This is a genomic window from Variovorax paradoxus (assembly GCF_040544635.1).
Taxonomy (GTDB): Bacteria; Pseudomonadota; Gammaproteobacteria; order Burkholderiales; family Burkholderiaceae_C; genus Variovorax; species Variovorax paradoxus_R.
This window is the reverse complement of the sequence record NZ_JBEPKJ010000007.1, coordinates 46,467-72,483: the sequence shown is the minus strand read 5'-3', so window position 1 is coordinate 72,483 and position 26,017 is coordinate 46,467. Positions and strand designations below refer to the sequence as shown.

Here is a 26,017-nt window from a genome sequence, read left to right as displayed (position 1 = left end):
CAGTACGCCTCGAAATTCTTGTCGATGCCAAAGGAAGAATCGGGCCGCCTTTTTTCCAAGGTGGCGAAGTTCGTCCGCAATCCGCTCAAGGATTGGTCGGAGCTGAATGCGACCGCCGATTCCACGCTGCCCGACCAGGCTTACAGCCGGGAAATGCTCAAGGAAATGATCGAGCGGCGCCAGCGCAACGATTTCGTGCGCCGGCGCGAGTTCGACATGCTCCGCAAGCTCCGCCAGCGCGAGGCGGCCGCCCATGCCTTCGAAGGAACGGTCACGCCGTCGTCCTTCAACCTGAACACCACCACGGAAAAGTCCGAGGGACGCGCGCTCACGCTCAAGAAGATCGACGAGATCGAGGAGCAGATGTCGCAGCAGTGGTGGAAAGGCCGCGGCCCCAACGGCGAGGTGCTGTCCAACGCGCCGCCCGATGCCGGCGCCGAGACCCTGCCGCCGCCCGTGGACGAGGCCGAGGTGGCCAGCTTGCTCGCGGCACCGGCATTCCGGGCTCCGCCGGTTGCACCGCCTGCTGCTGCGCCTGTCGCGCCTGCAGCATCCGCCGCTGCTGCCATTGCGCCGGTCCCTGCGCCGGCTCCCACTCCCACATCTGCCGCCGGTCCCGTTGCCGCCGGTACGGCCGCCGTCGACGACACGGCGCTGCTGACGGCGCGGCTCGCTCGCGACGGCGCGCTGGAAGAGGCCGTGATCCGCTTCGCGCACGGCGACGACACCGGTGCCGAGGCCATTCTTCTTCAGGCCCTGGCCTCCGAGAGTGTGGCCGCCGAAGGCGAGGGCGACCACGCCGCCATCGATCGCGACGACACGCGCTGGCGCGCATTGTTCGACCTGTACCGTGCCACCGGCGACGCCACGCGGTTTGCCGCTGCCCGCATGCGCTATGCGCAGCGCATGAAGCGCATGGGCCCCGACTGGGTGCCGCTCGACGAACTGGCGCGCAACGTGCAGGCGGTGGTCGCCAGCGAGTACGCCGAACTGGCTCCTGCGGGTGCCGACTGGATCAGCCCCGCACGCCTGTCGCGCGACGGCCTGGTGAACCTCACGCGGGCGTTGTCGCAGGCCGGATCGATCTGGACGCTCGACTGGCGGGCACTGGCCGCCATCGAGGCCGATGCCGCCGCGCCGCTGCGCGTGCTGTTCACCCATTGGGCCAATTCGCCGGTCAAGCTGCGCTTCATCGGATCCGCGACGCTGCTTGCCGTGCTGGCCGAGGCCACCCCCAACAACGAGCGCAGCACCGAAGACGTCTGGTGGCAGTTGCACCTGGCCACGCTGCGCATGATGAACCTGCCGGACGACTTCGAGCTGGTGGCGCTCAACTACTGCATCACCTACGAGGTGTCGCCGCCTGCCTGGCAAGACCCGAGCGGCGAATGCACCTCGCTTGCCGCGCCGGAAGGGAGTCGTTCGGGCGCCGGCTCCGTGTGGTCGCTGTTGTCGGCCAATAACGGCGAATCGGACAGCTTTCTCTCCGCCGACAGCGGCTTTACGGCACTGGCCGGCGACTTGCGCGGCGAGTCGCATTCGAGCCTGCAACGGCTGGATGCAGACTTGCGCCACACCACCGCACCCGTCATTTCATGCGCCGCACTGCTGCGCATGGACCTTGCCGCGGCCAGCACGCTGCTGAGCTGGGTGCGCGCGCGAGACGCCCAGGGCGAGCGGGTCCAGTTCGTGGACGCCCACCGCCTGATCGCGTCGCTTTTCGACCTGGTGGGCATTGCCGACCACGCCACGGTAGCCGTCAGGAAGAACTAGCCCCGGTTCGGTAAGACGCCGGGGCAAAACGGTATCGGGCGCGGGGTTGCATTGCCTTGCGGCGTCCCCAGATGGCTTCGATGGAACAGTTTCACGGCACCACCATCGTGAGCGTGCGCCGCAAGACCCCCCAGGGCGACCAAGTCGCCATCGGCGGGGACGGGCAGGTCACTCTCGGCAATATCGTCATCAAGGGCACGGCGCGCAAGGTGCGGCGGCTCTATCACGGCAAAGTGCTGGCTGGCTTTGCCGGCGCCACCGCCGACGCCTTCACGCTCTTCGAGCGCTTCGAGGCCAAGCTTGAAAAGCACCAGGGGCACCTGACCCGCGCCGCGGTCGAGCTCACCAAGGACTGGCGCACCGACCGCGTGCTGCGCAAGCTCGAAGCCATGCTGGCCGTGGCCGACGCCACCACCTCGCTCATCATCACCGGCAACGGCGACGTTCTGGAGCCCGAAGACGGCGTGATCGCCATCGGCTCGGGCGGGGCCTATGCGCAGTCGGCGGCGAAGGCGCTGCTCGACAATACCGACCTCTCGGCGGAGCAAATTGTGCGCAAATCGCTGGCGATAGCCGGCGAAATCTGCATTTACACGAACATGAACCACACGGTGGAAGCGCTCTGACCATGTCCATGACCCCCCAGGAAATCGTCTCCGAGCTCGACAACCACATCGTCGGGCAGCCGGCCGCCAAGCGCGCCGTGGCCATTGCGCTGCGCAACCGCTGGCGCCGCCAGCAGGTCGAAGAAAAGCTTCGCACCGAGATCACGCCCAAGAACATCCTCATGATCGGCCCCACGGGCGTGGGCAAGACCGAAATCGCGCGCCGCCTTGCGCGGCTGGCCGATGCGCCTTTCATCAAGGTCGAGGCCACCAAGTTCACCGAGGTGGGCTATGTAGGCAAGGACGTCGATTCGATCATTCGCGACCTGGCCGAAATTGCCGTCAAGCAGACGCGCGAATCCGAAAGCGCCAAGGTGCGCGCGCGTGCCGAGGATGCCGCCGAAGACCGCATTCTCGACGTGCTGCTGCCGCCGGCGCGCGGTGCCGAGGGCGCCGCGCCGGCGCTGGACGGCCCCAACCCCACCCGGCAGGCCTTCCGCAAGAAGCTGCGCGAGCACCAGCTCGACGACAAGGAAATCGAGCTCGATCTCGCCGAAACCCGCGCCCCGCTCGAAATCATGGGCCCTGCGGGCATGGAGGAAATGACCGAGCAACTGCGCGGCATGTTCGGCCAGCTCGGCGGCGGCAAGCGCAAGACGCGCAAGCTCAAGATCGCCGAGGCCATGCGCCTGTTGATCGACGAGGAGGCCGCCAAGCTGGTCAACGAAGACGAGATCCGTACCCAGGCCATCACCAATGCCGAGCAGAACGGCATCGTCTTCATCGACGAGATCGACAAGGTCGCCACGCGCAGCGAAGCCCAGGGCTCCGATGTGTCGCGCCAGGGCGTGCAGCGCGACCTGCTGCCGCTGGTCGAGGGCACGGCCGTGTCCACCAAGTACGGCGTGGTGCGCACCGACCACATGCTCTTCATCGCAAGCGGCGCCTTCCACCTCAGCAAGCCGAGCGACCTGATTCCCGAGCTGCAGGGGCGCTTTCCGATTCGCGTCGAGCTGCAGTCGCTCTCGGTGCAGGATTTCGAAAGCATCCTCACGCAGACGCGCGCCTCGCTCGTGAAGCAGTACCAGGCGCTGCTTGCCACCGAAGGCGTCACGCTCGATTTCACGCCCGAGGGCGTCAACCGCCTGGCGACCATCGCCTTCGAAGTGAACGAGCGCACCGAGAACATCGGTGCACGCCGTTTGTCGACCGTGATGGAAAGGCTGCTCGATGAGGTAAGCTTCGACGCGACCCGCATCGAGGGGCAGACGATCCTCATCGATGCCGCTTACGTCGACGAGCGCCTTGCGGCACTAAGTCACGACGAAGACCTTTCGCGCTTCATCCTCTGAAGCTGCCTTGCAGCCCCCTGTAACGGGGCTGCGCTTCACGCATCACATTCACTGCGTGAGCTAAGTGCTTCATTTTCAACGAAATTCGCCGATTTCCAGCTTTGGAAATCGTCGCTAAGTCGTTGATTCCATTACAAAAAATACCACCAACGACCAGTTGCGCCTGAAGTGTTTCCTGCTACAGTGCAAAAAAGTGCAGTTAAGTGGGAAAAAGTGCGGATGGTGCCTCTTTCGGGTACCGCGACACTCCCAACACAAGGGTTCTGGTCGTGTTTCAAGGCGCTTCATCGCTCAGTCTGGATGCCAAGGGGCGGCTCTCCGTGCCGACCCGGCACCGTGACGTCCTGAGCGCGACGGCGAACGGCCAGCTCACGATCACCAAGCACCCGCACGGGTGCCTCATGGTGTTCCCCCGCCCCGAGTGGGAGAAATTCCGAGATCGCATCGCCGCATTGCCGATGTCGGCACAGTGGTGGAAGCGCGTATTCCTCGGTAACGCCATGGACGTCGAGATGGACGGCACCGGCCGCATCCTCGTGTCGCCCGAATTGCGTGCGGCCACCGGCATCACGCGCGAGACGCTGTTGTTGGGCATGGGCAATCACTTCGAGCTCTGGGACAAGGCCACCTACGAAGCCAAGGAGGCCGAGGCCACCCAAGGCGATATGCCCGATGTGTTTCAGGACTTCGCGTTCTGAGGACTTGTGTGAACACTCCATGGATTCATACAACCGTGTTGCTGAACGAAGCGGTGGAAGCCCTTCTTTCCGGCAGCACGGCGGCGACCGGAACCTACGTGGATGCCACGTTCGGGCGGGGAGGGCATGCGCGCGCAATTCTCGCGAGGCTGGCACCGGAAGGCAGGCTGATCGCATTCGACAAGGATGCGGAAGCGGTGGCCGAAGCAGCGCGCATCTCGGATGCGCGTTTTTCCATCCGGCACCAGGGATTCCGTTCGCTGGGCGAATTGCCCGATGCCAGCGTGGCGGGTGTGCTGATGGACCTGGGCGTGAGTTCGCCGCAAATCGACAACCCGGTGCGCGGCTTCAGTTTTCGTTTCGACGGCCCGCTCGACATGCGCATGGACACCACGCGCGGCGAGAGCGTGGCCGAATGGCTGGCAACAGCCGAACTTCAGCAGATTGCAGAGGTGATCCGTGACTATGGCGAAGAACGGTTTGCTGTTCAGATTGCAAAGGCGATTGTTGCTCGCCGACAAGAACGGGGCGCAATTTCAACCACCACCGAACTGGCCGAGCTCGTGGCTGGCACGGTCAAAACCCGCGAGCAGGGCCAGAACCCTGCAACGCGCACATTTCAGGCTTTTCGGATTTTCATCAACGCCGAGCTTGAAGAGCTGCAACAGGCGCTAGAGGCGAGCCTTTCCGTGTTGCAGCCCGGAGGCCGGCTCGCGGTGATCAGCTTCCACTCGCTGGAAGATCGCATCGTGAAGCAGTTCATCGCCAAGCACTCGAAGGAGGTGTACGACCGTCGAGCGCCTTTCGCCGCGCCCAAGGTGATGAAGTTGCGCGCGCTCGAGCGCATCAAGCCGTCCGACGAGGAAGTGCGCGGCAACCCCCGCTCGCGCAGCGCAATTTTGCGCGTGGCCGAGCGCACCGGGGCCAACTGATCATGGCCCGCCTCAACCTGCTCCTGCTGCTGGCCGTCATTGCGACGGCGCTGTACCTTGTGCACACGCAGTACCTGTCGCGCCAGCTGTACACCGAACTCGACCGCACCCAGCAGGAAGCCCGCCGCCTCGAAACCGACCACGACCGCCTGCAGGTGGAGAAGCGCGCGCAGGCCACACCGCTGCGCGTGGAGAAGCTCGCCAAGGAGCAGCTCCAGATGCGCACCACCACGCCGGCCATCACGCAGTACGTGCGGCCCGACGGCACGGTGATTCCGGCCGTAGTGGCGCCGCCGCCCGCACCCCCGGCCGGCCCGGCGCCGAAGCCCGTCGCAGCGAGGACCCAGCGATGAGCCGGCGCAGCGTTCGCTACACCACCAGCCCCTTGCTCGCGAGCAAGACGCCGGTCTGGCGCAGCAAGTTCATCGTGGCCGGCATCGCGCTCGGCTTCGTCGTGCTGGCGGGCCGGGCAGCGTACGTGCAGGTCTTCAACAACAGCTTCTTCCAGCGGCAGGGCGAAGTGCGTTTTGCGCGCACGCTGGAGCTGCCGGCCAACCGCGGGCGCATCCTCGACCGCAACGGGCTCATCCTGGCCTCCAGCGTGGTGGCGCCGAGCATCTGGGCCATTCCGGAAGACATCGAGCGCGACGACCCCGAGGTGCGGGCCAAGCTCAAGCAGGTGGCCAAGCTGCTTGAAATGCCGCAGAAGGAGTTCGACAAGAAGCTCGAGGACGAAGACAAGACCTTCGTCTGGATCAAGCGCCAGGTCGACGAGCCCATTGCCAAGCAGATTGCCGCGCTCAACCTCAAGGGCATTTACCAGCGCAAGGAATACAAGCGCCAGTACCCCGAGGGCGAGGCCGCCGCGCACGTGGTGGGTTTCACCAACGTCGAAGACAACGGGCAGGAAGGCATCGAGCTTTCCTTCAACAAGGACCTGGCCGGCAAGGCCGGGTCGCGCCGCGTCATCAAGGACCGCCTGGGCCGCGTGGTCGAGGGCGTGGGCGAGCAGGTGCCGCCGGTCGACGGCAAGGACATCCAGCTCAGCGTCGACAGCAAGGTGCAGTTCTTTGCCTACCAGAAGCTGCGCGACGCGGTGACCGCGCGCAAGGCCAAGGCCGGCAGCGTGGTGGTGCTCGACGCCGTGACCGGCGAGGTGCTGGCGCTGGCCAACTACCCGAGCTACGTGCCCGACAAGCGCCAGAACCTCACCGGCGAGCAGCTGCGCAACCGTGCGCTCACCGACACCTTCGAGCCCGGCTCGACCATGAAGCCGATCACCGTGGCCATGGCGCTGGAGGCCGGCCGCGTGAAGCCCTCGACGCTGATCGAAACCTCGCCCGGCCGCTACCAGATGGGCGGTTTCACCATCAGCGACACGCACAACTACGGCACGCTCACGGTCGAAGGCGTGATCCAGAAGTCGAGCAACGTCGGCGCGCTCAAGATCGCGCAGAAGATGTCTCCGCACGAAATGTGGGACACCTACACCGCGCTCGGCTACGGCCAGAAGCCGCAGATCCAGTTCCCTGGCGCGGTGACCGGGCGCCTGCGCCCCTGGAAGACCTGGAAGCCGGTCGAGCAGGCCACCATGGCCTACGGCTACGGCCTGTCGGCGTCGCTGTTTCAAATGGCGCATTCGTATACAGCGTTTGCGCACGACGGCTCGATCATTCCGGTCACCATCCTCAAGAACACCGAGTCGCCCGTGGGCGTGCGGGTGTTCTCGCCGTCGAATGCGCTGGCGGTCCGCAAGATGCTGCAGATGGCGGCTGGGCCGGGCGGCACCGGCACGCGCGCACAGACCATCGGCTATTCGGTCGGCGGCAAGTCGGGCACCGCGCACAAGCAGGTTGGCAAAGGTTACGCGAGCAACAAATATCGCGCGTGGTTTACCGGCATGGCGCCGATCGAAAAGCCGCGCATCATCGTCGGGGTAATGATCGACGAGCCGAGCGACGGCCAGTACTTCGGCGGCGTGGCCGCCGCGCCTGTTTTCAGCGAAGTCGTGCAGCAGACCCTGCGCATGATGAACGTTCCGCCCGACCTCGCGGTCAAACCTCTGGTGATGACGCAAGGCGTCGACGAGAGCTTTTGAGCATGCTGACACTCACTTCCCCCCAACTCGCCGCGCTCTGGCTCAAGGAGCGCGTGCAGGGTGCGCTGCATGCGGACAGCCGGCCGGTGGGCGCCGGCGACGGCTTCGTTGCGTGGCCCGGCGCCGCGACCGACGGCCGCAAGCATGTTGCGGCCGCGCTGGCACAGGGGGCTGCGGCCTGCCTGGTCGAAGACGAGGGCGTGGATGCTTTCGGTTTCGACCAGGGCGAGTTCAGCGACCGCATTGCAAGCTACCCAGGCCTCAAGGCCGCCACGGGCCCGATCGCCTCGGCCTTCTACGACAACCCCTCGGCCGCGCTCGAAGTGCTGGCCGTCACGGGCACCAACGGCAAGACCTCCACCGCATGGTGGCTCGCCGAAGCGCTTTCCACCCTGGCCGTGCCCGGCGGCGTTCGCGCGCTGCGGCTCGACGGCACCACCGAGCGCAGCGTGCCGTCGCCCTGCGCGGTCATGGGCACGCTGGGCATCGGCGTGCCGCCGGAGCTCACCTACACCGGGCTCACCACGCCCGACCCGGTGATGATGCAGCGCGAGCTGCGCGCGCTCGTCGAGCGCGGTTTCGGCGCCTGCGCCATCGAGGCTTCGTCGATCGGCATTGCCGAGAGGCGGCTCGACGGCGCGCGCATCGCGGTGGCCGTGTTCACCAATTTCACGCAGGACCACCTCGATTACCACGGCAGCATGGAGGCCTACTGGGAAGCCAAGGCCGAGCTGTTCCGCTGGCCTGGGTTGCGCGCCGCGGTCATCAACATCGACGACGTGCACGGCGCCAGCCTGTGCGCAAACCTGATCGAAGCCGGCGTCGGCGCGCTCGACGTCTGGACCGTTTCGGCCGCTGGCTCGCCGGCGCGGCTCATGGCGCGCGACGTCGGCTACGACGCGCAGGGGCTTCAGTTCTCGGTGGCCGAGCACGGCACCGATTCCGTGGTTCGCATCTCGACCGGGTTGATCGGCCAGTACAACGTGGCCAACCTGCTGGGCGTGCTGGGCACGCTGCGCGCCCTGGGGCTTTCGCTCGCGCAGGCGGCGGCCGCCTGCGCCAACCTCGGCAGCGTGCCGGGCCGCATGGAGCGCGTGAACGCCGCCGATGCGAGCGCGGGCGCGCCGCTGGCGGTGGTCGACTATGCCCACACGCCCGACGCGCTCGACAAGGCGCTGGCCGGCCTGCGTCCGCTCGCGCAGCAGCGCGGCGGCGCGCTCTGGTGCCTGTTCGGCTGCGGCGGCGACCGCGATCCGATCAAGCGCCCGATGATGGCCGCGGTGGCCGAGCGCCAGTCCGACCACGTCATCGTGACCAGCGACAACCCGCGCAGCGAAACCCCCGACGCGATCATCAGCCAGGTGCTGCTCGGCCTCTCGCGTCCCGAAGCAGCCCAGGTGCAGCCCGACCGCGCGGCCGCCATTGCCGACGCCATTGCGCAGGCCGCGCCGCAAGACGTGGTGCTCATCGCCGGCAAGGGCCATGAAGCCTGGCAGGAAATTGCCGGCCAGCGCATTCCGTTCTCCGACCGGGCCCATGCGCAGGATGCGCTCGCCCAGCGAGGTGCCGCATGAGCGATTCGACGCCGATGATGCTCACGCTCGCCCAGGCGCAGCAATGGATTCCCGGTTCGCGACTGGTAGGCGACGCCGAAACCGTCATTGCCCGCGTCCACACCGACACCCGCACGCTTTCCGAGGGCGATTTGTTCGTGGCGCTCAAGGGCGAGCGCTTCGACGCCAACGAATTCCTCGCCGATGCCAAGGCGCGCGGTGCCATTGCCGCCATTGCGCACCATGGCCTGGAGGCGGCTGGCCTGGCCGGTCTCGAGGTGCCCGATTCGCTCGCGGCACTCGGCGCACTGGGCGCACGCTGGCGCGCGCAGTTCGATCTGCCGCTCATCGCCGTGACCGGCAGCAACGGCAAGACCACGGTCACGCAAATGATCGCGGCCATCCTGGTCGCCTTCAGGGCCGACCGCGCCCTGGCGACGGCCGGCAATTTCAACAACGAGATCGGCGTGCCGCTGACGCTGCTGCGCTTGCGGGCCAAGCACCAGCATGCCGTGATCGAGCTGGGCATGAACCACCCGGGCGAGATTGCACGGCTGGCGGCCATTGCGCGCCCGACCATCGCGCTGGTGAACAACGCCCAGCGCGAACACCTGGAATTCATGGCCACGGTCGATGCGGTGGCGCGCGAGAACGGCGCGGTGTTTTCCTTCTTGCCGGAGGGCGGCACCGCCGTGTTCCCGCATGCCGACGAGTTCACGCCGCTCTGGAACGACATGGCACGTGACGGCGCATCGCCCCGCTGCATGACTTTCGGCGAGCAGGCGGACGCCGACATTTCGCTGGTCCGCGCCGAATGGCAGCAGGGCGCCTGGCAGGTCGGCATTCGCACGCCGCTGGGCGACTTCGATGCGAGCCTGCACATTGCGGGCCGGCACAACGTCGTCAATGCGCTCGCGGCCACCGCCTGCGCGCTCGCGGCCGGCGTATCGCTCGACACCATTGCCGCGGGCCTCACCAGATTCGAACCGGTGAAGGGCCGCTCCAAGGCGAGCGAGGTCGTGCTGGCCGGCGGGCATTCGCTCACGCTGGTGGACGACAGCTACAACGCCAACCCCGATTCCGTGCGCGCCGCCATCGACGTGCTGGCAGCCTTGCCGGGCCCGCGCCTGCTGGTGCTGGGCGACATGGGCGAGGTCGGCGACCACGCACTCGAATTTCATACCGAGGTGGGCGACTGGGCGCGGCAGCGCGGCATCGAGGCCGTGTACGCGCTGGGTACCGAAACCGCGCACAGCGTTGCCGCATTCAACGGTGGCAGCAGCGCCACCGGCAGCAATGGCGGCCGGCATTTCGAAGACATCGATGCGCTCAACGCTGCGGTGCTGGAGCGGTTGCCGCAGCTCGCGAGCGTGCTCGTCAAGGGCTCGCGCTTCATGAAGATGGAGCGGGTGGTGCAGGCGATCGTGCAATCACAACAACAAAAGGAGGCCGGTCATGACGCATGAGCCGCGCAAGTCAACATGCTGATGACCCTGGCCCAATGGCTGCAGACACTTTCGCCCGAGTTCGGGTTTTTGCGCGTTTTTCAGTACCTCACGTTCCGTGCGCTGATGGCGGCGCTCACGGCTCTGGTGGTCGGCCTGGTTGCCGGCCCCTATGTGATCCGTCGCCTGGCCGCTTTGAAGATCGGCCAGCCGGTGCGCGGCTACGGCATGGAAACGCACCTGACCAAGAGCGGCACGCCCACCATGGGCGGCGTGCTGGTGCTGTTTGCCATTGCCTTCGCCACCCTGCTGTGGTTCGACATCTCGAACCGGTTCGTGTGGATCGTGCTGTGGGTCACGATGGGCTTCGGCGCCATCGGCTGGGTCGACGACTGGCGCAAGGTGGTGCGCAAGGACCCGGAAGGCATGCGCTCGCGCGAGAAGTATTTCTGGCAGTCGGTGGTCGGCCTGCTCGCGGGCTTCTACCTGCTCTTCAGCATCTCGGAAAGCTCGAACTGGCGTGTGCTGCAGCTGTTCTTCGCCTGGGTGCAATCGGGCTTCGACCTCGACTTTCCGCCCAAGATCAACCTGCTGGTGCCCTTCTTCAAGGAAGTGAGCTATCCGCTGGGCGGCATCGGCTTCGTGGTGCTGACCTACCTGGTGATCGTGGGCGCGAGCAACGCCGTCAACCTGACCGACGGCCTCGACGGCCTGGCGATCATGCCGGTCGTGATGGTGGGTTCGGCGCTGGGCGTGTTCGCCTACGTCACTGGCAGCGCGGTGTATTCCAAGTACCTGCTGTTCCCCAACATTCCGGGCTCGGGCGAGCTGCTGGTGTTCTGCTCGGCCATGGCCGGCGCGGGCCTGGCGTTTCTCTGGTTCAACACCCATCCGGCGCAGGTCTTCATGGGCGACGTGGGCGCGCTGGCGCTCGGCGGCGCGCTGGGCACCATCGCGGTCATCGTGCGCCAGGAGATCGTGTTCTTCATCATGGGCGGCATCTTCGTGGTCGAGGCGATCTCGGTGATGGCGCAGGTCATGTACTTCAAGTACACCAAGAAGCGCTACGGCGAGGGCCGGCGCGTGCTCAAGATGGCGCCGCTGCACCATCACTTCGAGAAAAGCGGCTGGCGCGAGACGCAGGTCGTGGTGCGCTTCTGGATCATCACGATGCTGCTGTGCCTCGTGGGCCTTTCAACGCTGAAGCTGCGGTAACGGGCACATGCGACATCTGAAAGACCTCCCCGTATTGATCCTCGGCCTCGGTGCGTCCGGGCTGGCGATGGCGCGTTGGTGCGCACGCCACGGCGCGCAGGTGACCGTGGCCGATACGCGCGAGGCGCCCGCGCTGCTTGCAACGCTGCAGGCGGAGTTGCCCGACGTGGCGTTCGTCGGCGGGCCATTCTCGGCCGCGCTGATCGAAGGCACGCCGATCCGGGCCGTTTACCGTTCGCCCGGCCTGGCGCCCGCAACCATCGCACCGGTCGTCGATGCGGCACGGGCTGTCGGGCTGCCGGTCGGCGGCGAGCTCGATCTCTTTGCGCGTGCGCTGCAGGACCTGCAAACCGTCGAAGTGCCAGTCGTGGAAGCGGAGCCCGAAGCCGAAGCACCAGCCGAAGCCGAACCCGCCGCGGAAGTGCCCGTGGAAGTCGCGGAGCCTGAAGCGCAGGCCGAATTGGCCTTGGACGTGGAACCGCCGGCAGCTGCACCTGTCGAGACCGAAGTCCCTGAAGCGGCCGAAGTTCCGGAATCGGCCGAGCAGACCGAAGCTGCCGTACCTGCGGAAACGCCTGAAGCTGCAGAGTCTGCTTCGGCAGCCGAAGCCACCGAAGCAACGAACGCAGCCGAAGCTCCGGCAACACCCGAGGCAGCGGAAGCGCCGGCCGAACCGACCGAGGGCGAACCCGCGGCAACCCCCGCGATGGCGGAAGCCATGCCGCGCGATCCCTCGCTGAGCGTTCCTGTTTCGCCGCCTTCGGACGAAGCATCGAGCGCAGAAACACCGACCGCAGAAACACCTGAAGCGCCCGCCGCATCGCCGGCGCCCGCCACCGTTTCGAGGCTGCTGAGCACCGGCAAGCCCTACGTGCCTACCGCGGCCAGGGAAGCGGCGGAGTTCGTCGCCAAGATTGCCGAGCTCTCCGCCTCCAACCCGGCTTCCGCCGCCGTCGAGGAAGAGCCGACGGCCCAGCTCCCGTTGGTGCCCATCGAAGAACCGCCTGCACCCAAGGGCTACACGCCCGCCGTGCTCGCCATCACCGGCACCAACGGCAAGACCACCGTCACCGCGCTCACCGGACAGCTCGTCGAGCGCGCGGGCAAGACCGTGGCGGTGGCAGGCAACATCGGCCCGACGCTGCTCGACACCCTGGCTGCGCACATCGATGCCGAGACGCTGCCTGACGTGTGGGTGCTCGAACTCTCGAGCTTCCAGCTCGACGGCGTGCAGGGCTTCGAGCCGACGGCCGCAACGGTGCTCAACCTCACGCAGGACCATCTGGACTGGCATGGCGACATGCCAGCTTACGCATCGGCGAAGGCACGCATCTTCGGTTCGCAGGGCCTCATGGTGCTCAACCGCGACGACCCGGGCGTGATGGCGATGCTGCCCGCGCCCGTCAGGGTGAAGCTGCAGCGCCCGCAGATCCGCACCCACGTCACCTTCGGCAGCGCGATGCCGCTGCGCCCGGGCGACTACGGCATCGAGCGCGTCAACGGCATGACCTGGCTGGTGCGTGCGTTGGAAGCCGACGAGACGCAAAAGCGCAAGCGCGGCGCGGTGGTGGAAGAAGAAATCTTCCTTCAGCGCCTCATGCCCGCCGACGCCCTGCGCATCCGCGGGCGCCACAACGCCATGAACGCATTGGCGGCGCTTGCGCTCGCCAGCGCCGCCGACTGCCCGCTCGGCCCCATGCTATACGGCCTGCGCGAATACCGCGGCGAGCCGCACCGCGTCGAAGCGATTGCGCTGGTGGACGACGTCGAATACTTCGACGACAGCAAGGGCACCAACGTCGGTGCCACGGTCGCCGCCTTGAGCGGCCTCGGCGAAGACCGCCGCGTGGTCGTCATCCTCGGCGGCGAGGGCAAGGGGCAAGACTTCTCGCCGCTGGCCGAACCGGTACGCCAGTACGCGCGCGCCGTGGTGCTCATCGGCCGCGACGCGCCGCTCATCGAGCAGGCACTGGCCTCTACCGGCGTGTCGCTGATGCATGCCGGCTCGATGGAAGAGGCCGTGAACATTGCCGCCGCGCGCGCCAACCCCGGCGATGCCGTGCTGCTGTCACCGGCCTGTGCGAGCTTCGACATGTTCAAGGACTACGAGCATCGCGCGGCTGTGTTCCGCGAGGCCGTTCAGGCGTTCGCGGACAACCCGCGCGAGGCGGCTTCGTCGAACGATCCAGATTTTTCTTCAGGAGACCCGGCTTGAACACCGCAGCCGCCGGCGCCACGCCCAACGCAAAGACCAGCCGCTTCGGCGGCTGGTTCGGGCGCGCGCGCAGCGGCATCGATGCGTTGCCCATGCACCTGCCGGTGCGGCTGGGCAGCGCCGACATCACGCAGACCAAGGCCACGCCGATGCGCGTGCTGGGCTTCGACCAGGCGCTGGTCTGGGTCACCGTTGCGCTGCTCACCTGGGGCTTGGTGATGGTGTATTCGGCCTCCATTGCGCTGCCGGACAACCCGCGCTTCGCGCGCGCCGGTTACGGCCCGGTGTTTTTCCTGACGCGGCATGCGGCTTCGGTGGCGGTCGCATTCATTGCGGCCTTGCTGGCCTTCCAGATTCCCATGAAGACCTGGGAGCGTTCCGCCCCGTGGCTCTTCGTGGTCTCGCTGCTGCTGCTGGTGGCCGTGCTCATTCCGCACATCGGCATCAACGTCAACGGTGCGCGGCGCTGGCTGCCGCTGGGCTTCATGCGCTTTCAGCCCTCCGAACTCGCCAAGCTCGCGATGGTGCTCTACGCCGCCAGCTACATGGTGCGCAAGATGGAGATCAAGGAGCGCTTCTTCCGCGCCGTGCTGCCGATGGGCATCGCGGTGGTGGTGGTCGGCATGCTAGTGATGGCCGAGCCCGACATGGGCGCCTTCATGGTGATTGCCGTCATTGCCATGGGCATCCTGTTCCTGGGCGGCGTGAACGCGCGCATGTTCTTCGTGATTGCGGCGCTGGTAGTGGTGGCCTTCGGCACCATCGTCGCCAGCAGCCCGTGGCGCCGCGAGCGCATCTTTGCGTATCTCGATCCGTGGAGCGAGGAGCATGCGCTGGGCAAGGGGTATCAGCTCTCGCACTCGCTCATTGCCATCGGCCGCGGCGAGATCTTCGGCGTGGGCCTGGGCGGCAGCGTCGAGAAGCTGCACTGGCTGCCCGAGGCGCACACCGACTTCCTGCTGGCCGTGATCGGCGAAGAGTTCGGCCTGGTCGGCGTGCTGCTGATCATCGGCATGTTCCTCTGGCTGACCCGCCGCATCATGCACATCGGCCGCCAGGCGATTGCGCTGGACCGCGTGTTCTCCGGCCTCGTCGCCCAGGGTGTAGGCGTGTGGATCGGTTTCCAGACCTTCATCAACATGGGCGTGAACCTCGGCGCACTGCCCACCAAGGGGCTGACCTTGCCGCTGATGAGCTTCGGCGGTTCGGCCATCCTGATGAACCTTGTGGCGCTCGCGGTGGTGCTGCGCATCGACTACGAAAACCGCGTGCTGATGCGGGGAGGTCGCGTATGACCGCCCGCACCGCACTCGTGATGGCCGGCGGCACGGGTGGCCACATTTTTCCGGGACTCGCGGTGGCCGAGGCCTTGCGCGAGCGCGGCTGGCGCGTGCACTGGCTGGGCGCGCCCGGCAGCATGGAAGAAAAGTTGGTGCCGCCGCGCGGCTTCGCCTTCGAGCCGGTGCAGTTCGGCGGCGTGCGCGGCAAGGGGCCGCTCACGCTGTTCCTGCTGCCGCTGCGGCTCTTGCGTGCCTTCTGGCAAAGCTTCGGCGTGGTGCGCCGCGTCAAGCCCGACGTGGTGGTGGGCCTCGGCGGCTACATCACTTTTCCGGGCGGAATGATGAGCGTGCTGCTCAACAAGCCGCTGGTGCTGCACGAACAGAACTCGGTCGCAGGCCTTGCCAACAAGGTGCTCGCGGGCGTGGCCGATCGCGTGTTCACGGCTTTCCCCAACGTGCTGAAGAAGGCGCAGTGGGTGGGCAATCCGCTGCGCGCGGCGTTCACCTCGCAGCCCGTTCCGTCCGTGCGTTTTGCGGGACGCAGCGGGCCGCTGCGTCTGCTGGTGGTCGGCGGCAGCCTGGGGGCCAAGGCACTCAATGCCGTGGTGCCGCAGGCGCTCGCGCGCATCGAGCCGGGCACGCGTCCACGGGTGCTGCACCAGAGCGGCGCCAAGCAGATCGACGAGCTGCGCGCCAACTATGCCGCGGCCGGCGTCGAGGGCGAGCTCACGCCGTTCATCGAAGACACCGCGCAGGCCTATGCCGACGCCGACATCATCGTCGCGCGCGCAGGGGCCAGCACCGTCACAGAAATCGCGGCCGTCGGCGCAGCAGCGCTGTTCGTGCCTTTTCCTTCGGCGGTCGACGACCACCAGACCACCAACGCGCGCTTCCTCGTCGATGCGGGCGGCGGCTGGCTGGTGCAGCAGACCGACCTCACACCTGAATTGCTGGCTGACTTGCTACAGAAAACCGAGCGCACCGCGCTGATCGAACGGGCCGCCAAGGCCAAAACCATGCAGAAGACCGAAGCGGTGGAAGCGGTCGTCCGCGCCTGCGAGGAGCTTGCCAAATGAAGCACGCAATTCGTCATATTCACTTCGTGGGCATCGGCGGCTCGGGCATGAGCGGCATCGCCGAGGTGCTGCTGAACCTGGGCTACCGCATCACGGGTTCCGACCTGGCCGACAGCGCCACGCTGCGCCGGCTCGCGAGCCTGGGCATCGGTACCTTCGTGGGGCATGCCGCCGCGCACATCGACGGCGCCGATGCGGTCGTGACGTCGACCGCGGTGCAGTCCGACAACCCAGAAGTCCTGGCCGCGCGCGAGAAGCGCATTCCGGTCGTGCCGCGGGCCATGATGCTGGCCGAGCTGATGCGCCTGAAGCAGGGCATCGCCATTGCGGGCACGCACGGCAAGACCACCACCACCAGCCTGGTGGCCAGCGTGCTCGACGCCGCCGGGCTCGACCCGACCTTCGTGATCGGCGGCCGGCTGAACAGCGCCGGCGCCAACGCGCAGCTCGGCAGCGGCGACTACATCGTGGTGGAAGCCGACGAGTCGGACGCCTCGTTCCTGAACCTGCTGCCGATCATGGCGGTGGTCACGAACATCGACGCCGACCACATGGAGACCTACGGGCACGACTTCGCAAACCTCAAGAAGGCGTTCGTCGACTTCCTGCACCGCATGCCGTTCTACGGCGTGGCCATCTTGTGCACCGACGATCCGGCGGTGCGCGACATCGTGGGCGAGGTCACCTGCCCGGTGACCAGCTACGGTTTCGACGAAGGCGCCCAGGTGCGCGCGGTCGACGTGCGCGCGGTGGGCGCACAGATGCATTTCACGGCGCAGCGGCGCAACGGCGTCACGCTGCCCGACCTGCCCATCGTGCTGAACCTGCCTGGCGAGCACAACGTGCGCAACGCGCTCTCGGTGATCGCTGTGGCGGTGGAACTCGGCATTCCCGACGAAGCGGTGCAGCGCGGGCTGGCCGATTTCAAGGGCGTGGGCCGCCGCTTCCAAAGCTATGGCGAGGTCGCCGTGCAGGGGCAGGCGGGCGTGGACGCACCGGGCAGCTTCACCGTGATCGACGACTACGGCCATCACCCGGTCGAAATGGCCGCGACCATCGCCGCCGCGCGCGGGGCGTTTCCGGGGCGCCGGCTGGTGCTGGCCTTTCAGCCGCACCGCTTCACCCGCACGCGCGACTGCTTCGAGGACTTCGTCAAGGTCATCGGCAATGCCGATGCGGTGCTGCTGGGCGAGGTGTACGCCGCCGGCGAGCCGCCCATCGTGGCGGCCGACGGCCGCTCGCTGGCGCGCGCACTGCGCGTGGCCGGCAAGGTGGAGCCCGTGTTCGTCGACGACATCAACGAGATGCCGCAGGCCATTCTGGACAACGCGCGTGCCGGCGACGTGGTGCTTTGCATGGGCGCGGGCTCCATCGGGGCGGTGCCGGGCAAGGTTGTCGAAATTGCCACCGCCGCGGGCGGCGCGGAGGTTACCCAATGACTCTTCAAGATCCCAAACAATTCGGCAAGGTGGCCGTGCTGTTCGGCGGAAGTTCCGCCGAACGCGAAATTTCGCTCTTGTCCGGCACCGGCGTGCTCGAGGCGCTGCGTTCGCGCGGTGTCGATGCGCATGCCTTCGATCCGTCCGAGCGCGATCTCGTCGAGCTCCGGCGCGAAGGTTTTGCGCGCTGCTTCATCGCGCTGCACGGCCGGCATGGCGAAGACGGCACGGTGCAGGGCGCGCTCGAGCTGCTCGGCATTCCCTACACCGGCTCGGGCGTGATGGCGTCGAGCGTGGCCATGGACAAGGTCATGACCAAGCGCATCTGGCAGGCCGACGGCCTGCCGACGCCGAAATACGTGCGCCTGGCCTTCGACCAGCAGAGCCGCGAGCAGGTTCGCGCCGTGCCTGATGTGCTGGGCCTGCCGCTGATCGTGAAGCCGCCGCGCGAGGGTTCGTCCATCGGCGTGACCAAGGTCGAGGGCTATTCGCAGATGCAGGACGCGGTGACGCTTTCGGCCAAGTACGACGCCGACGTGCTGTGCGAGGAATTCATCGAAGGCGAGGAAGTGACCTGCGCCGTGCTCGGGCAGGGGCTCGATGCGCGCGCGCTGCCCGTGGTGCGTATTGCCGCACCCGAAGGCGCCTACGACTACCAGAACAAGTACTTCACCGACGACGTGAAGTACCACTGCCCGAGCGGCCTGCCCGAAGCCGAGGAGCACGAGATCCAGCGCATCACGCTGGCCGCGTACCACACGCTCGGTTGCCGCGGCTGGGGCCGTGCCGACGTGATGATTCGCGCGAGCGACCGAAAGCCCTTCCTGCTCGAGATGAACACCTCGCCCGGCATGACCAGCCATTCGCTGGTGCCGATGTCGGCGCGCGCATCGGGCATTGCCTACGAAGACCTGTGCCTGCGCGTGCTGGCCTCGGCTTCGCTGGACGCCAAGGGAGGAGCGCAGTAGCCATGGCCGACAGCATCCCCGCGCCCTTCGACGTCAAGCTCATGAACATCGTCTCGAACCTCGCGTTCGCGGTGGTGGCGCTCATGCTGTTGGCGGCGGGCGCATGGTGGGTGCTGCGGCAGCCGTTCTTTCCCATTGCCGGCATCAAGGTCGACGGCGACGTGACGCATAACAACGAAGTGACCCTGCGCGCGAACGTGGCACCGCAGCTCTCGGGCAACTTCTTCACGGTCGATCTCGCCCGCGCGAGAACGGCCTTCGAGTCTGTGCCCTGGGTGCGCAAGGCGGTGGTGCGGCGCGAGTTTCCGAACAGGCTGCGCGTCACGCTGACCGAGCAGGTGCCGGTGGCCAACTGGGGCGACGACGCGGGTTCGAAGCTGATCAACGGCTTCGGCGATGTGTTCGAAGCCAACGTGGCCGAGGTCGACGACCGCCTGCCGCGGCTCGACGGTCCCATCGAGCAGGCTGGCCAGGTGCTGGGCATGTACCGCGTGATTGCGCCGATCTTCCAACCCTACGACTTCAGCGTCGACGAGCTCACGCTCTCGAGCCGGGGCAGCTGGAAGGTGGTGCTGAACAGCGGCGCCGAAATCGAACTCGGCCGCGGCCAGCCTGAAGAGGTGGCCGCCCGTACGCAACGTTTCCTGAAAACCGTGACCCAGGTCGCGGGCCAATACCACCGCACCGCTGCGGACGTCGAAGGGGCCGATCTGCGCCACAACGACGCCTATGCGTTGCGCCTTCGTGGCGTCACCACGGTCGTTACCGACCCGAAGACCAAGAAGAAATAAATAGAAGCGAATACCGAGGACATTCAATGCCCAAAGAATACAAAGACCTGGTTGTCGGACTCGACATCGGCACCGCCAAAGTGATGGTGGTGGTGGCCGAGGTGCTGCCCGGCGGTGAACTCAAGCTGGCCGGACTCGGCATTGCGCCGAGCAACGGACTGAAGCGCGGCGTGGTGGTGAACATCGACGCCACCGTGCAGAGCATCCAGCAGGCCTTGAAGGAGGCCGAGTTGATGGCCGACTGCAAGATCAGCCGCGTCTACACGGGCATTACCGGCAGCCACATCCGCGGCATCAACTCGAGCGGCATGGTGGCGGTGAAGGACAAGGAAGTCACGCCCGCCGACGTGGCCCGCGTGGTGGAAACCGCGCGTGCCATCAACATCTCGAGCGACCAGCGCCTCTTGCTGGTGGAGCCGCAGGAGTTCGTGATCGATGGCCAGGACGTGAAGGAGCCGATCGGCATGAGCGGCATGCGGCTGGAGGCCAAGGTGCACATCGTGACCGGCGCGCAAAGCGCGGCCGAGAACATCATCAAGTGCGTGCGCCGCTGCGGCCTCGAGGTCGACCAGCTGATGCTGAACCCGCTGGCCTCGAGCCAGGCGGTGCTGACCGAAGACGAACGCGAGCTCGGCGTGGTGCTGGTCGACATCGGCGCGGGCACCACCGACGTGGCCATCTTCACCAACGGTGCGATCCGCCACACGGCCGTGATCCCGATCGCGGGCGACCTGATTACCAGCGACATCGCCATGGCGCTGCGCACGCCCACCAAGGACGCGGAAGACATCAAGGTCGAGAGCGGCTACGCCAAGCAATTGCTGGCCGATCCGGACCAGCAGGTGGAAGTGCCCGGCCTCGGCGACCGCGGCCCGCGCATGCTGAGCAAGCAGGCACTGGCGGGCGTGATCGAGCCGCGCATCGAAGAGATCTTTTCGCTCGTGCAGCAGGTGGTGCGCGAGTCGGGCTATGAAGAAGTGCTGTCTTCGGGCGTGGTGCTCACGGGTGGCAGTGCAGTGATGCCCGGCATGGTCGAGCTCGGCGAAGACATCTTCCTCAAGCCGGTGCGGCGCGGCATTCCGAAGTATTCGAGCGCGTTGTCCGACATGGTCGCGCAGCCGCGCGCCGCCACCGTGATGGGGTTGCTCGAAGAAGCGCGCTTCGCACGCATGCGCGGCTTCAAGGTCGCGCAGAAGAACGGATCCGTAAAGACTGCGTTCGGACGTTTCAAAGACTTCATCGTGGGGAACTTCTGACCATGAATCACTCCCCACTCTGGCTCGCACGCGGCGGTCCTCCCGTGCATTTCAACGAGCGATGGCGGCGCACAGGTCCACCGCCACGACGACGGCTACGTTGAACTCGTCAAGACACTTAAAAAATTCATAGATACACAACGGCAACTGCAAATTCAAGGAGTTAGAAATGACCATCGAAATGATCGAAGTCGAAGAATTCAACCAAGGCACTCAGATCAAGGTGATCGGAGTCGGCGGCGGCGGCGGCAATGCCGTCGCGCACATGATGGAGCGTGGCGTGCAGGGCGTGCAGTTCGTTTGCGCCAACACCGACGCGCAGGCGCTCCAGCGCAGCAATGCCCACAAGAACATCCAGTTGGGCACCAGCGGCCTGGGCGCGGGCAGCAAGCCCGACAAGGGGCGTGAAGCGGCCGAGCTCGCGGTGGACGACATCCGTGCGGCCATCGACGGCGCGCACATGCTGTTCATCACCGCCGGCATGGGCGGCGGCACCGGCACCGGCGCCGCGCCGGTGATCGCGCGCGTCGCGAAGGAAATGGGCATCCTCACCGTGGGCGTGGTGACCAAGCCCTTCGACTGGGAAGGCGGGCGCCGCATGACCAACGCCGACGCCGGCCTGGCCGAACTCGAGGCGAATGTCGACTCGCTGATCGTGGTGCTCAACGAGAAGCTGCTCGACGTGCTGGGCGAGGACATCACCCAGGACGAAGCCTTCGCGCATGCCAACGACGTGCTGAAGAACGCCGTGGGCGGCATCTCGGAAATCATCAACGAGTACGGCGGCGTGAACGTCGACTTCGAAGACGTGCGCACCGTGATGGGTGAGCCCGGCAAGGCCATGATGGGCACGGCCGCCGCTGCCGGCCCGGACCGCGCGCGCATCGCCGCCGAACAGGCCGTGGCCTGCCCGCTGCTCGAAGGCATCGACCTCTCGGGCGCCAAGGGCGTGCTGGTGCTGGTGACCGCCTCGAAGGGTTCGCTGAAGCTGAACGAATCGAAGCTCGCGATGAACACCATCCGCGCCTACGCTTCGCCCGATGCGCACGTGATCTACGGCGCCGCCTACGACGAAAGCCTGGGCGACGAGATGCGCGTGACCGTGGTGGCCACCGGCCTCTCGCGCGCCGACGCGCGCCGTCAGGCACCGACGCTCGAAGTGATTCGTACCGGCACCGACAACATCCCGTTCAACGTGCCCACGCTCGGCGGCACGGGCCATGCCGGTCACGGCGGCCATGGCGGCGGAAGCCAGCCGAACTACGACGGCATGGCGGTTCCCAGCGTGTGGCGTACCAACCGCACGATGGCCGCAGCCAAGGTGGACGCGCTGTCGTCGGGCGGTATGGACGACTTCGAGATTCCCGCATTCCTGCGCCGTCAAGCTGACTAAGGCCAGGCCACCGAACGCAGAGGGCACGAAGGTTCGCAAGGGGTACGGGGAAGACCTGAAAGGGACTTCCGCCGACCCTAGGCGCTGCGTTCGCTTCGTGCCCTTTGCGTCCATCGCCCCGCGCTTGAAATAGAACCTATGTCTATCGGTGCCATAGCGAGGGGCATAGGCCGCCATGCCCGCCGCGCGCCTAAAATCCCGGGCGTGCTGCAACAAAGAACTCTCAAGTCGATCAGCCGCGCCGTGGGCGTGGGGCTTCACAGCGGGCAACGCGTGGAGCTCACGCTGCGCCCGGCTCCAGCAGACACGGGCATCGTGTTCCGGCGCGTCGACCTGCCCGAGCCGGTCGACATCCGCATGACCGCCGAAGCGGTGACCGACACGCGCCTGGCTTCCACGGTCTCGACCGGCGGGGCGAAGGTGCAGACGGTCGAACACCTGATGTCGGCCTGCGCGGGCCTGGGCATCGACAACCTCTACATCGACATCACGGCTGACGAAGTGCCGATCCTCGACGGGTCGGCCTCTTCGTTCGTGTTCTTGCTGCAGAGCGCGGGCATCGAACTGCAGAAGGCGCCGCGCCGCTTCATCCGCGTGACCCGCAAAGTCGAGGTGCGCGAAGGCGAGGGCCCCAACGAGAAGTGGGCAAGCCTGGAGCCGTACCACGGCTACAAGCTGAGCTTCGAGATCGACTTCGATCACCGCGTGGTCAATTCCACCGGCCAGCGCGTGGAGTTCGATCTCGGCAAGGACTCCTACAGCCGCGACATTGCACGCGCCCGCACCTTCGGTTTCACGAAAGAAGTCGAGTACATGCGCAGCAAGGGCCTAGCGCTCGGCGGCGGGCTCGACAACGCCATCGTGATGGACGACACCAAGGTGCTCAATGCCGGCGGGCTGCGCTACGACGACGAGTTCGTGAAGCACAAGATCCTCGACGCCATGGGCGACCTGTACATCATCGGCAAGCCGCTGCTCGCGGCGTACACCGCGTTCCGCTCGGGACATGCGCTCAACAACAAGCTGCTGCGCGAGTTGCTGGCGAACAGTGACGCTTATGAGGTCGTGACCTTCGAAGACGAAAAGCGCGCACCGCGCGGTTTCGGCGAAGTGGCGCGGGCCTGGTAGCAGGCCCCTCTCTTTCTCGCCCTCGCCAATGCTCGTCTTCCGCTGGGCCATCCTGCTGCTTCTGCTGGTGGCGGGCGCGTCGTTCGCGTTCTATGCGGGAACAGGGCAGGTCAAGTACCGGCGCTTCGGCTGGATCGTGCTCAAGTGGACGCTGCTCGCAGCGTTCGGCTTCTTTGCGGTGTTGATCGCTGAACGGGTGGCCTAGCAGTAGCCAGGCTTCGCGCGCTTCGCCGTTGATTGATGAAAGCCTGAAGCGGCTTTACCTCGAACGGCCCTGCCGGTAAGTGCCCGCATGCGTTTTCGACAGCTCGGCCGCTTCAGCCAGCCGCGCCATCGAGCGGCCCACCTGCGCATGCGTGATGGCAATGCCCAACGCGTCGGCCGCGTCGGCACCGGGCAGGCCGGGCAAATCGAGCAGGCGCTTCACCATCTCTTGTACCTGCGCCTTGGCGGCCTGGCCGTGACCGGCCACCGCCTTCTTCATTTGCAGCGCGGTGTATTCGGCCACCGTGAGCTTGCTGTTCACCAGCGAGGTCACGCAGGCGCCGCGCGCCTGGCCCAGCAGGAGCGTCGACTGCGGGTTGACGTTGACGAAAATGATTTCGACCGCCGAAGCGTCGGGCTGGTAGCGCTCGGCGATTTCCGCGATGCCGTCGAACAGCACCTTGAGGCGCGCCGGCAGGTTGCCGCTGCCCAGGTGCCGCGTGCTGATGGTGCCGCTCGCAACATAGCGCAGCGCATGGCCGTCCGCATCCACCACGCCGAAGCCGGTGGTCAGAAGGCCGGGGTCGATGCCGAGAATGCGCATGTCAGACGTTGAAGTACCAGCGGATCGAATGGAAGAAGATGGGGGCTGCAAAACACAAGGCGTCCACGCGGTCCAGCAACCCGTTCGCACCGGTCACGCCCACGCCTTTCTTGCCCCAGTTCGGAATGCCGCGATCGCGCTTGAGCGCTTTCATCACCAGGTGGCCCATCGAGCCGGCGATGCAGGCGATGACGGACACGGCGAGGGCCTGGCCGAACTTGAAGGGCGTGATGAACGAGAACAGCGCACCCACCAGGCTGGCCACCACGATGCCGATGCCCCAGCTGGTCCAGTTGAAGCTGCGGCTCACGTTGGGTGCAAAGGGCTTGCGTTGCGTGCGGCGCGAGATCACGTGCTGCACCAGCACCGAGGTCTGCACCACGAACACCAGGAAGAACACGAGAAACGCGCTCTTGCCTTCATAGCCCGGAAAGCTCAGGAGCAGCAGCGCCGGCACGTGGCTCATGCCATAGACGCAGACCATGATGCCCCACTGCAGCTTGGCGTTGCGCTCGAGAAAGTGGCTGGGGTCGTTGGCCAGCGCGCTGGCGACTGGAATCGCAAGGAACACGTAGACCGGAATGAACACGGTGAACAGGTCGAAGCGCGCGGTGGCTACGAGCCAGAACTGGATCGGCAGCACCACGAAGAAGGCCACGATCAGGCTGCGGTGGTCGCCGCGCCGCGTGGGCGAGAGCGTGATGAACTCGCGCAGCGCGAAGAAGGCGATGAGCGCGAACAGCACGGTGGCCACGGTTTCGCCCAAGGCCCAGCCGATCCAGAACACGATGACCATGAACCAGGTGGTGCCCAGCAGCTTGCGGTAGTGGGCGAGCTCGGCTTGCCAGGTGGCGTCGTGGACGGGGTTGCGGCGTTCCCTGAAACTCAGGAAGAGTGCCGTTGTGCTCGCGATCACGAGCAGCCCGAAGACGATGAGGAACAGGGTCGCGACTTGCTGGGTCGGGGTGAGGCTGCGCAGGAACTGGTTCATGTCAGTTCTCCACCGCGCGTTGTTGTTCGGGGCGCGTGCACAGGCCACCGGGAGCGCGCCCTGAATGACGCACAGCACGACACAAAGAAAAAGCCTTCATTTCAGACATCGCGCAAAGCGATCACCGCAGCACGTGCGCGATCGAGAAAGGGACGGCGCTCTTCGCTCTCTTCGACGCGGATCGGCGCACCGAAAGTGACCGAACACAAGATCGGCACCGGCACGATCTCGCCCTTGGGCATGACGCGCTGCACGTTGTCGATCCATGCCGGCACCAGCACCACTTCGGGAAACATCGTCGCGAGTGTGTAGAGGCCGGACTTGAACTTCTGCGGCTCGCCCGCGTGGCCGCGTGTGCCTTCGGGAAAGATGATGATCGAGTCGCCGCTGCGCAGCGCTTCGACCAAGGGTGCGAGCGGGTCAGGGGCGGGGGCTGCAGCGGGCTCGGACGGCGTTGCTTCCGCCATTACGGCCGGGGGGTCGACAGGGAGTGCGGCCGGTGGGGGAGGCGGTGGCGCCGGAAGATCGAGCAGCCCTTGCAGTTCGTCGAACGCCTCGGGGGTGACATCGACGACTGGCGATGCCATCGGCGCCATCGGCAGCAGCGGCTCCATCGAAGGCTCGATGCGCTCGGCGCGCGGTGCAACGGAATTTCGCACGGGCGCCGGTGGCGCCTCGGGTTCCGCCGGGGCCGCCGGTGGTGCGGTCGAGCCCGGTGCCGTGGCCGCACGCTCCACATACACCGCGTTGAACACCTCGGTCGTGATCCAGCGCTTGAACGGCGTATTGGCCCAGTAGTCGCGCGCCGCAATGGGCCGCGTGATGCTGCGCAGCTCTTCGGGCAGGGCGGCCCAGATCATCACGAGGTCGGCATGGCTCTGGTGATTGGCGAAATAGATGCGCTGCTCGGCCTTCGGCGGACAGCCGTACCAGCGCGCCTGGGCCCCCGTGAGCAACCGGATAACCCCCAACAACAACCAACCCGTGAGCTTTGCCAGCAT

23 protein-coding genes are annotated in these 26,017 nt (G+C 66.5%); 20 read left to right on the top strand and 3 right to left on the bottom strand.

All coding sequences use genetic code 11. The features are described 5' to 3' along the window. Positions 1-24: 24 nt before the first annotated feature. The 20 genes from ABIC94_RS13575 to ABIC94_RS13480 all read left to right on the top strand — a co-directional run bounded on the left by ABIC94_RS13575 (position 25) and on the right by ABIC94_RS13480 (position 23,422). The gene (locus ABIC94_RS13575; RefSeq protein ID WP_354373524.1) at positions 25-1,773 is read left to right on the top strand and encodes an STAS domain-containing protein; all 1,749 of its coding nucleotides are present in this window, start codon (positions 25-27) and stop codon (positions 1,771-1,773) included. An 80-nt stretch (positions 1,774-1,853) separates the two neighbouring features. Next, positions 1,854-2,399 (top strand): ATP-dependent protease subunit HslV, encoded by a 546-nt coding sequence (gene hslV, locus ABIC94_RS13570; protein WP_093442010.1) that lies wholly within the window; start codon positions 1,854-1,856, stop codon positions 2,397-2,399. A 2-nt stretch (positions 2,400-2,401) separates the two neighbouring features. Then, on the top strand, positions 2,402-3,730 hold the full coding sequence (gene hslU, locus ABIC94_RS13565; RefSeq protein ID WP_354373523.1) for an ATP-dependent protease ATPase subunit HslU: 1,329 nt from the start codon (positions 2,402-2,404) through the stop codon (positions 3,728-3,730). Positions 3,731-3,999: 269 nt separating this feature from the next. After that, on the top strand, positions 4,000-4,428 hold the full coding sequence (mraZ, locus tag ABIC94_RS13560; RefSeq protein ID WP_354373522.1) for a division/cell wall cluster transcriptional repressor MraZ: 429 nt from the start codon (positions 4,000-4,002) through the stop codon (positions 4,426-4,428). 8 nt (positions 4,429-4,436) lie between these two features. After that, positions 4,437-5,360: a 16S rRNA (cytosine(1402)-N(4))-methyltransferase RsmH gene (gene rsmH / locus ABIC94_RS13555; protein ID WP_354373521.1), complete on the top strand. Its 924-nt coding sequence runs from the start codon at positions 4,437-4,439 to the stop codon at positions 5,358-5,360. 2 nt (positions 5,361-5,362) lie between these two features. Beyond that, complete coding sequence (gene ftsL / locus ABIC94_RS13550; RefSeq protein WP_354373520.1) at positions 5,363-5,713, top strand: cell division protein FtsL; 351 nt, start codon at positions 5,363-5,365, stop codon at positions 5,711-5,713. Continuing rightward, a complete protein-coding gene (locus tag ABIC94_RS13545; protein ID WP_354373519.1) occupies positions 5,710-7,458 on the top strand; it encodes a peptidoglycan D,D-transpeptidase FtsI family protein in 1,749 nt (582 codons plus the stop codon). Before ftsL ends, ABIC94_RS13545 begins: the two co-directional genes overlap by 4 nt. A 2-nt stretch (positions 7,459-7,460) precedes the next feature. Beyond that, positions 7,461-9,032 (top strand): UDP-N-acetylmuramoyl-L-alanyl-D-glutamate--2,6-diaminopimelate ligase, encoded by a 1,572-nt coding sequence (locus tag ABIC94_RS13540; protein ID WP_354373518.1) that lies wholly within the window; start codon positions 7,461-7,463, stop codon positions 9,030-9,032. Then, a complete protein-coding gene (locus tag ABIC94_RS13535; protein WP_354373517.1) occupies positions 9,029-10,477 on the top strand; it encodes a UDP-N-acetylmuramoyl-tripeptide--D-alanyl-D-alanine ligase in 1,449 nt (482 codons plus the stop codon). Before ABIC94_RS13540 ends, ABIC94_RS13535 begins: the two co-directional genes overlap by 4 nt. A gap of 15 nt (positions 10,478-10,492) precedes the next feature. Continuing rightward, the gene (gene mraY, locus ABIC94_RS13530; RefSeq protein ID WP_354373516.1) at positions 10,493-11,671 is read left to right on the top strand and encodes a phospho-N-acetylmuramoyl-pentapeptide-transferase; all 1,179 of its coding nucleotides are present in this window, start codon (positions 10,493-10,495) and stop codon (positions 11,669-11,671) included. 7 nt (positions 11,672-11,678) lie between these two features. Continuing rightward, a complete protein-coding gene (gene murD, locus ABIC94_RS13525; RefSeq protein WP_354373515.1) occupies positions 11,679-13,886 on the top strand; it encodes a UDP-N-acetylmuramoyl-L-alanine--D-glutamate ligase in 2,208 nt (735 codons plus the stop codon). Next, positions 13,883-15,181 (top strand): putative lipid II flippase FtsW, encoded by a 1,299-nt coding sequence (gene ftsW / locus ABIC94_RS13520; RefSeq protein WP_354373514.1) that lies wholly within the window; start codon positions 13,883-13,885, stop codon positions 15,179-15,181. Before murD ends, ftsW begins: the two co-directional genes overlap by 4 nt. Further along, positions 15,178-16,242 carry an undecaprenyldiphospho-muramoylpentapeptide beta-N-acetylglucosaminyltransferase gene (murG, locus tag ABIC94_RS13515; protein ID WP_354373513.1) on the top strand — a complete coding sequence of 355 codons (1,065 nt, stop codon included), beginning with the start codon at positions 15,178-15,180 and terminating at the stop codon, positions 16,240-16,242. The genes ftsW and murG overlap by 4 nt, the downstream gene beginning before the upstream one ends. Beyond that, positions 16,239-17,681 carry a UDP-N-acetylmuramate--L-alanine ligase gene (gene murC, locus ABIC94_RS13510; protein ID WP_354373512.1) on the top strand — a complete coding sequence of 481 codons (1,443 nt, stop codon included), beginning with the start codon at positions 16,239-16,241 and terminating at the stop codon, positions 17,679-17,681. Before murG ends, murC begins: the two co-directional genes overlap by 4 nt. Then, entirely contained in the window at positions 17,678-18,649 is a 972-nt protein-coding gene (locus tag ABIC94_RS13505) for a D-alanine--D-alanine ligase (RefSeq protein WP_354373511.1), read from the top strand. Before murC ends, ABIC94_RS13505 begins: the two co-directional genes overlap by 4 nt. Before the next feature lie 2 nt (positions 18,650-18,651). Beyond that, the gene (locus ABIC94_RS13500) at positions 18,652-19,440 is read left to right on the top strand and encodes a cell division protein FtsQ/DivIB (protein ID WP_354373510.1); all 789 of its coding nucleotides are present in this window, start codon (positions 18,652-18,654) and stop codon (positions 19,438-19,440) included. Positions 19,441-19,466: 26 nt separating this feature from the next. Beyond that, a complete protein-coding gene (ftsA, locus tag ABIC94_RS13495) occupies positions 19,467-20,696 on the top strand; it encodes a cell division protein FtsA (RefSeq protein ID WP_013539446.1) in 1,230 nt (409 codons plus the stop codon). 169 nt (positions 20,697-20,865) lie between these two features. Continuing rightward, on the top strand, positions 20,866-22,089 hold the full coding sequence (ftsZ, locus tag ABIC94_RS13490; protein WP_354373509.1) for a cell division protein FtsZ: 1,224 nt from the start codon (positions 20,866-20,868) through the stop codon (positions 22,087-22,089). Between the two features lie 204 nt (positions 22,090-22,293). Continuing rightward, complete coding sequence (gene lpxC, locus ABIC94_RS13485) at positions 22,294-23,217, top strand: UDP-3-O-acyl-N-acetylglucosamine deacetylase (protein WP_354373508.1); 924 nt, start codon at positions 22,294-22,296, stop codon at positions 23,215-23,217. A gap of 28 nt (positions 23,218-23,245) precedes the next feature. Continuing rightward, entirely contained in the window at positions 23,246-23,422 is a 177-nt protein-coding gene (locus ABIC94_RS13480; RefSeq protein ID WP_354373507.1) for a hypothetical protein, read from the top strand. Between the two features lie 54 nt (positions 23,423-23,476). Here ABIC94_RS13480 and ruvC read toward each other — a convergent pair whose 3' ends face one another. From ruvC to ABIC94_RS13465, 3 genes are all read right to left on the bottom strand, one after another. Continuing rightward, positions 23,477-24,025 carry a crossover junction endodeoxyribonuclease RuvC gene (gene ruvC, locus ABIC94_RS13475; protein WP_157612051.1) on the bottom strand — a complete coding sequence of 183 codons (549 nt, stop codon included), beginning with the start codon at positions 24,023-24,025 and terminating at the stop codon, positions 23,477-23,479. Position 24,026: 1 nt separating this feature from the next. Next, positions 24,027-25,016, bottom strand: a complete 990-nt coding sequence (locus ABIC94_RS13470; RefSeq protein WP_354373506.1) for a phosphatidate cytidylyltransferase — start codon at positions 25,014-25,016, stop codon at positions 24,027-24,029. A gap of 101 nt (positions 25,017-25,117) precedes the next feature. Beyond that, a complete protein-coding gene (locus ABIC94_RS13465) occupies positions 25,118-26,017 on the bottom strand; it encodes a lysophospholipid acyltransferase family protein (protein ID WP_354373725.1) in 900 nt (299 codons plus the stop codon).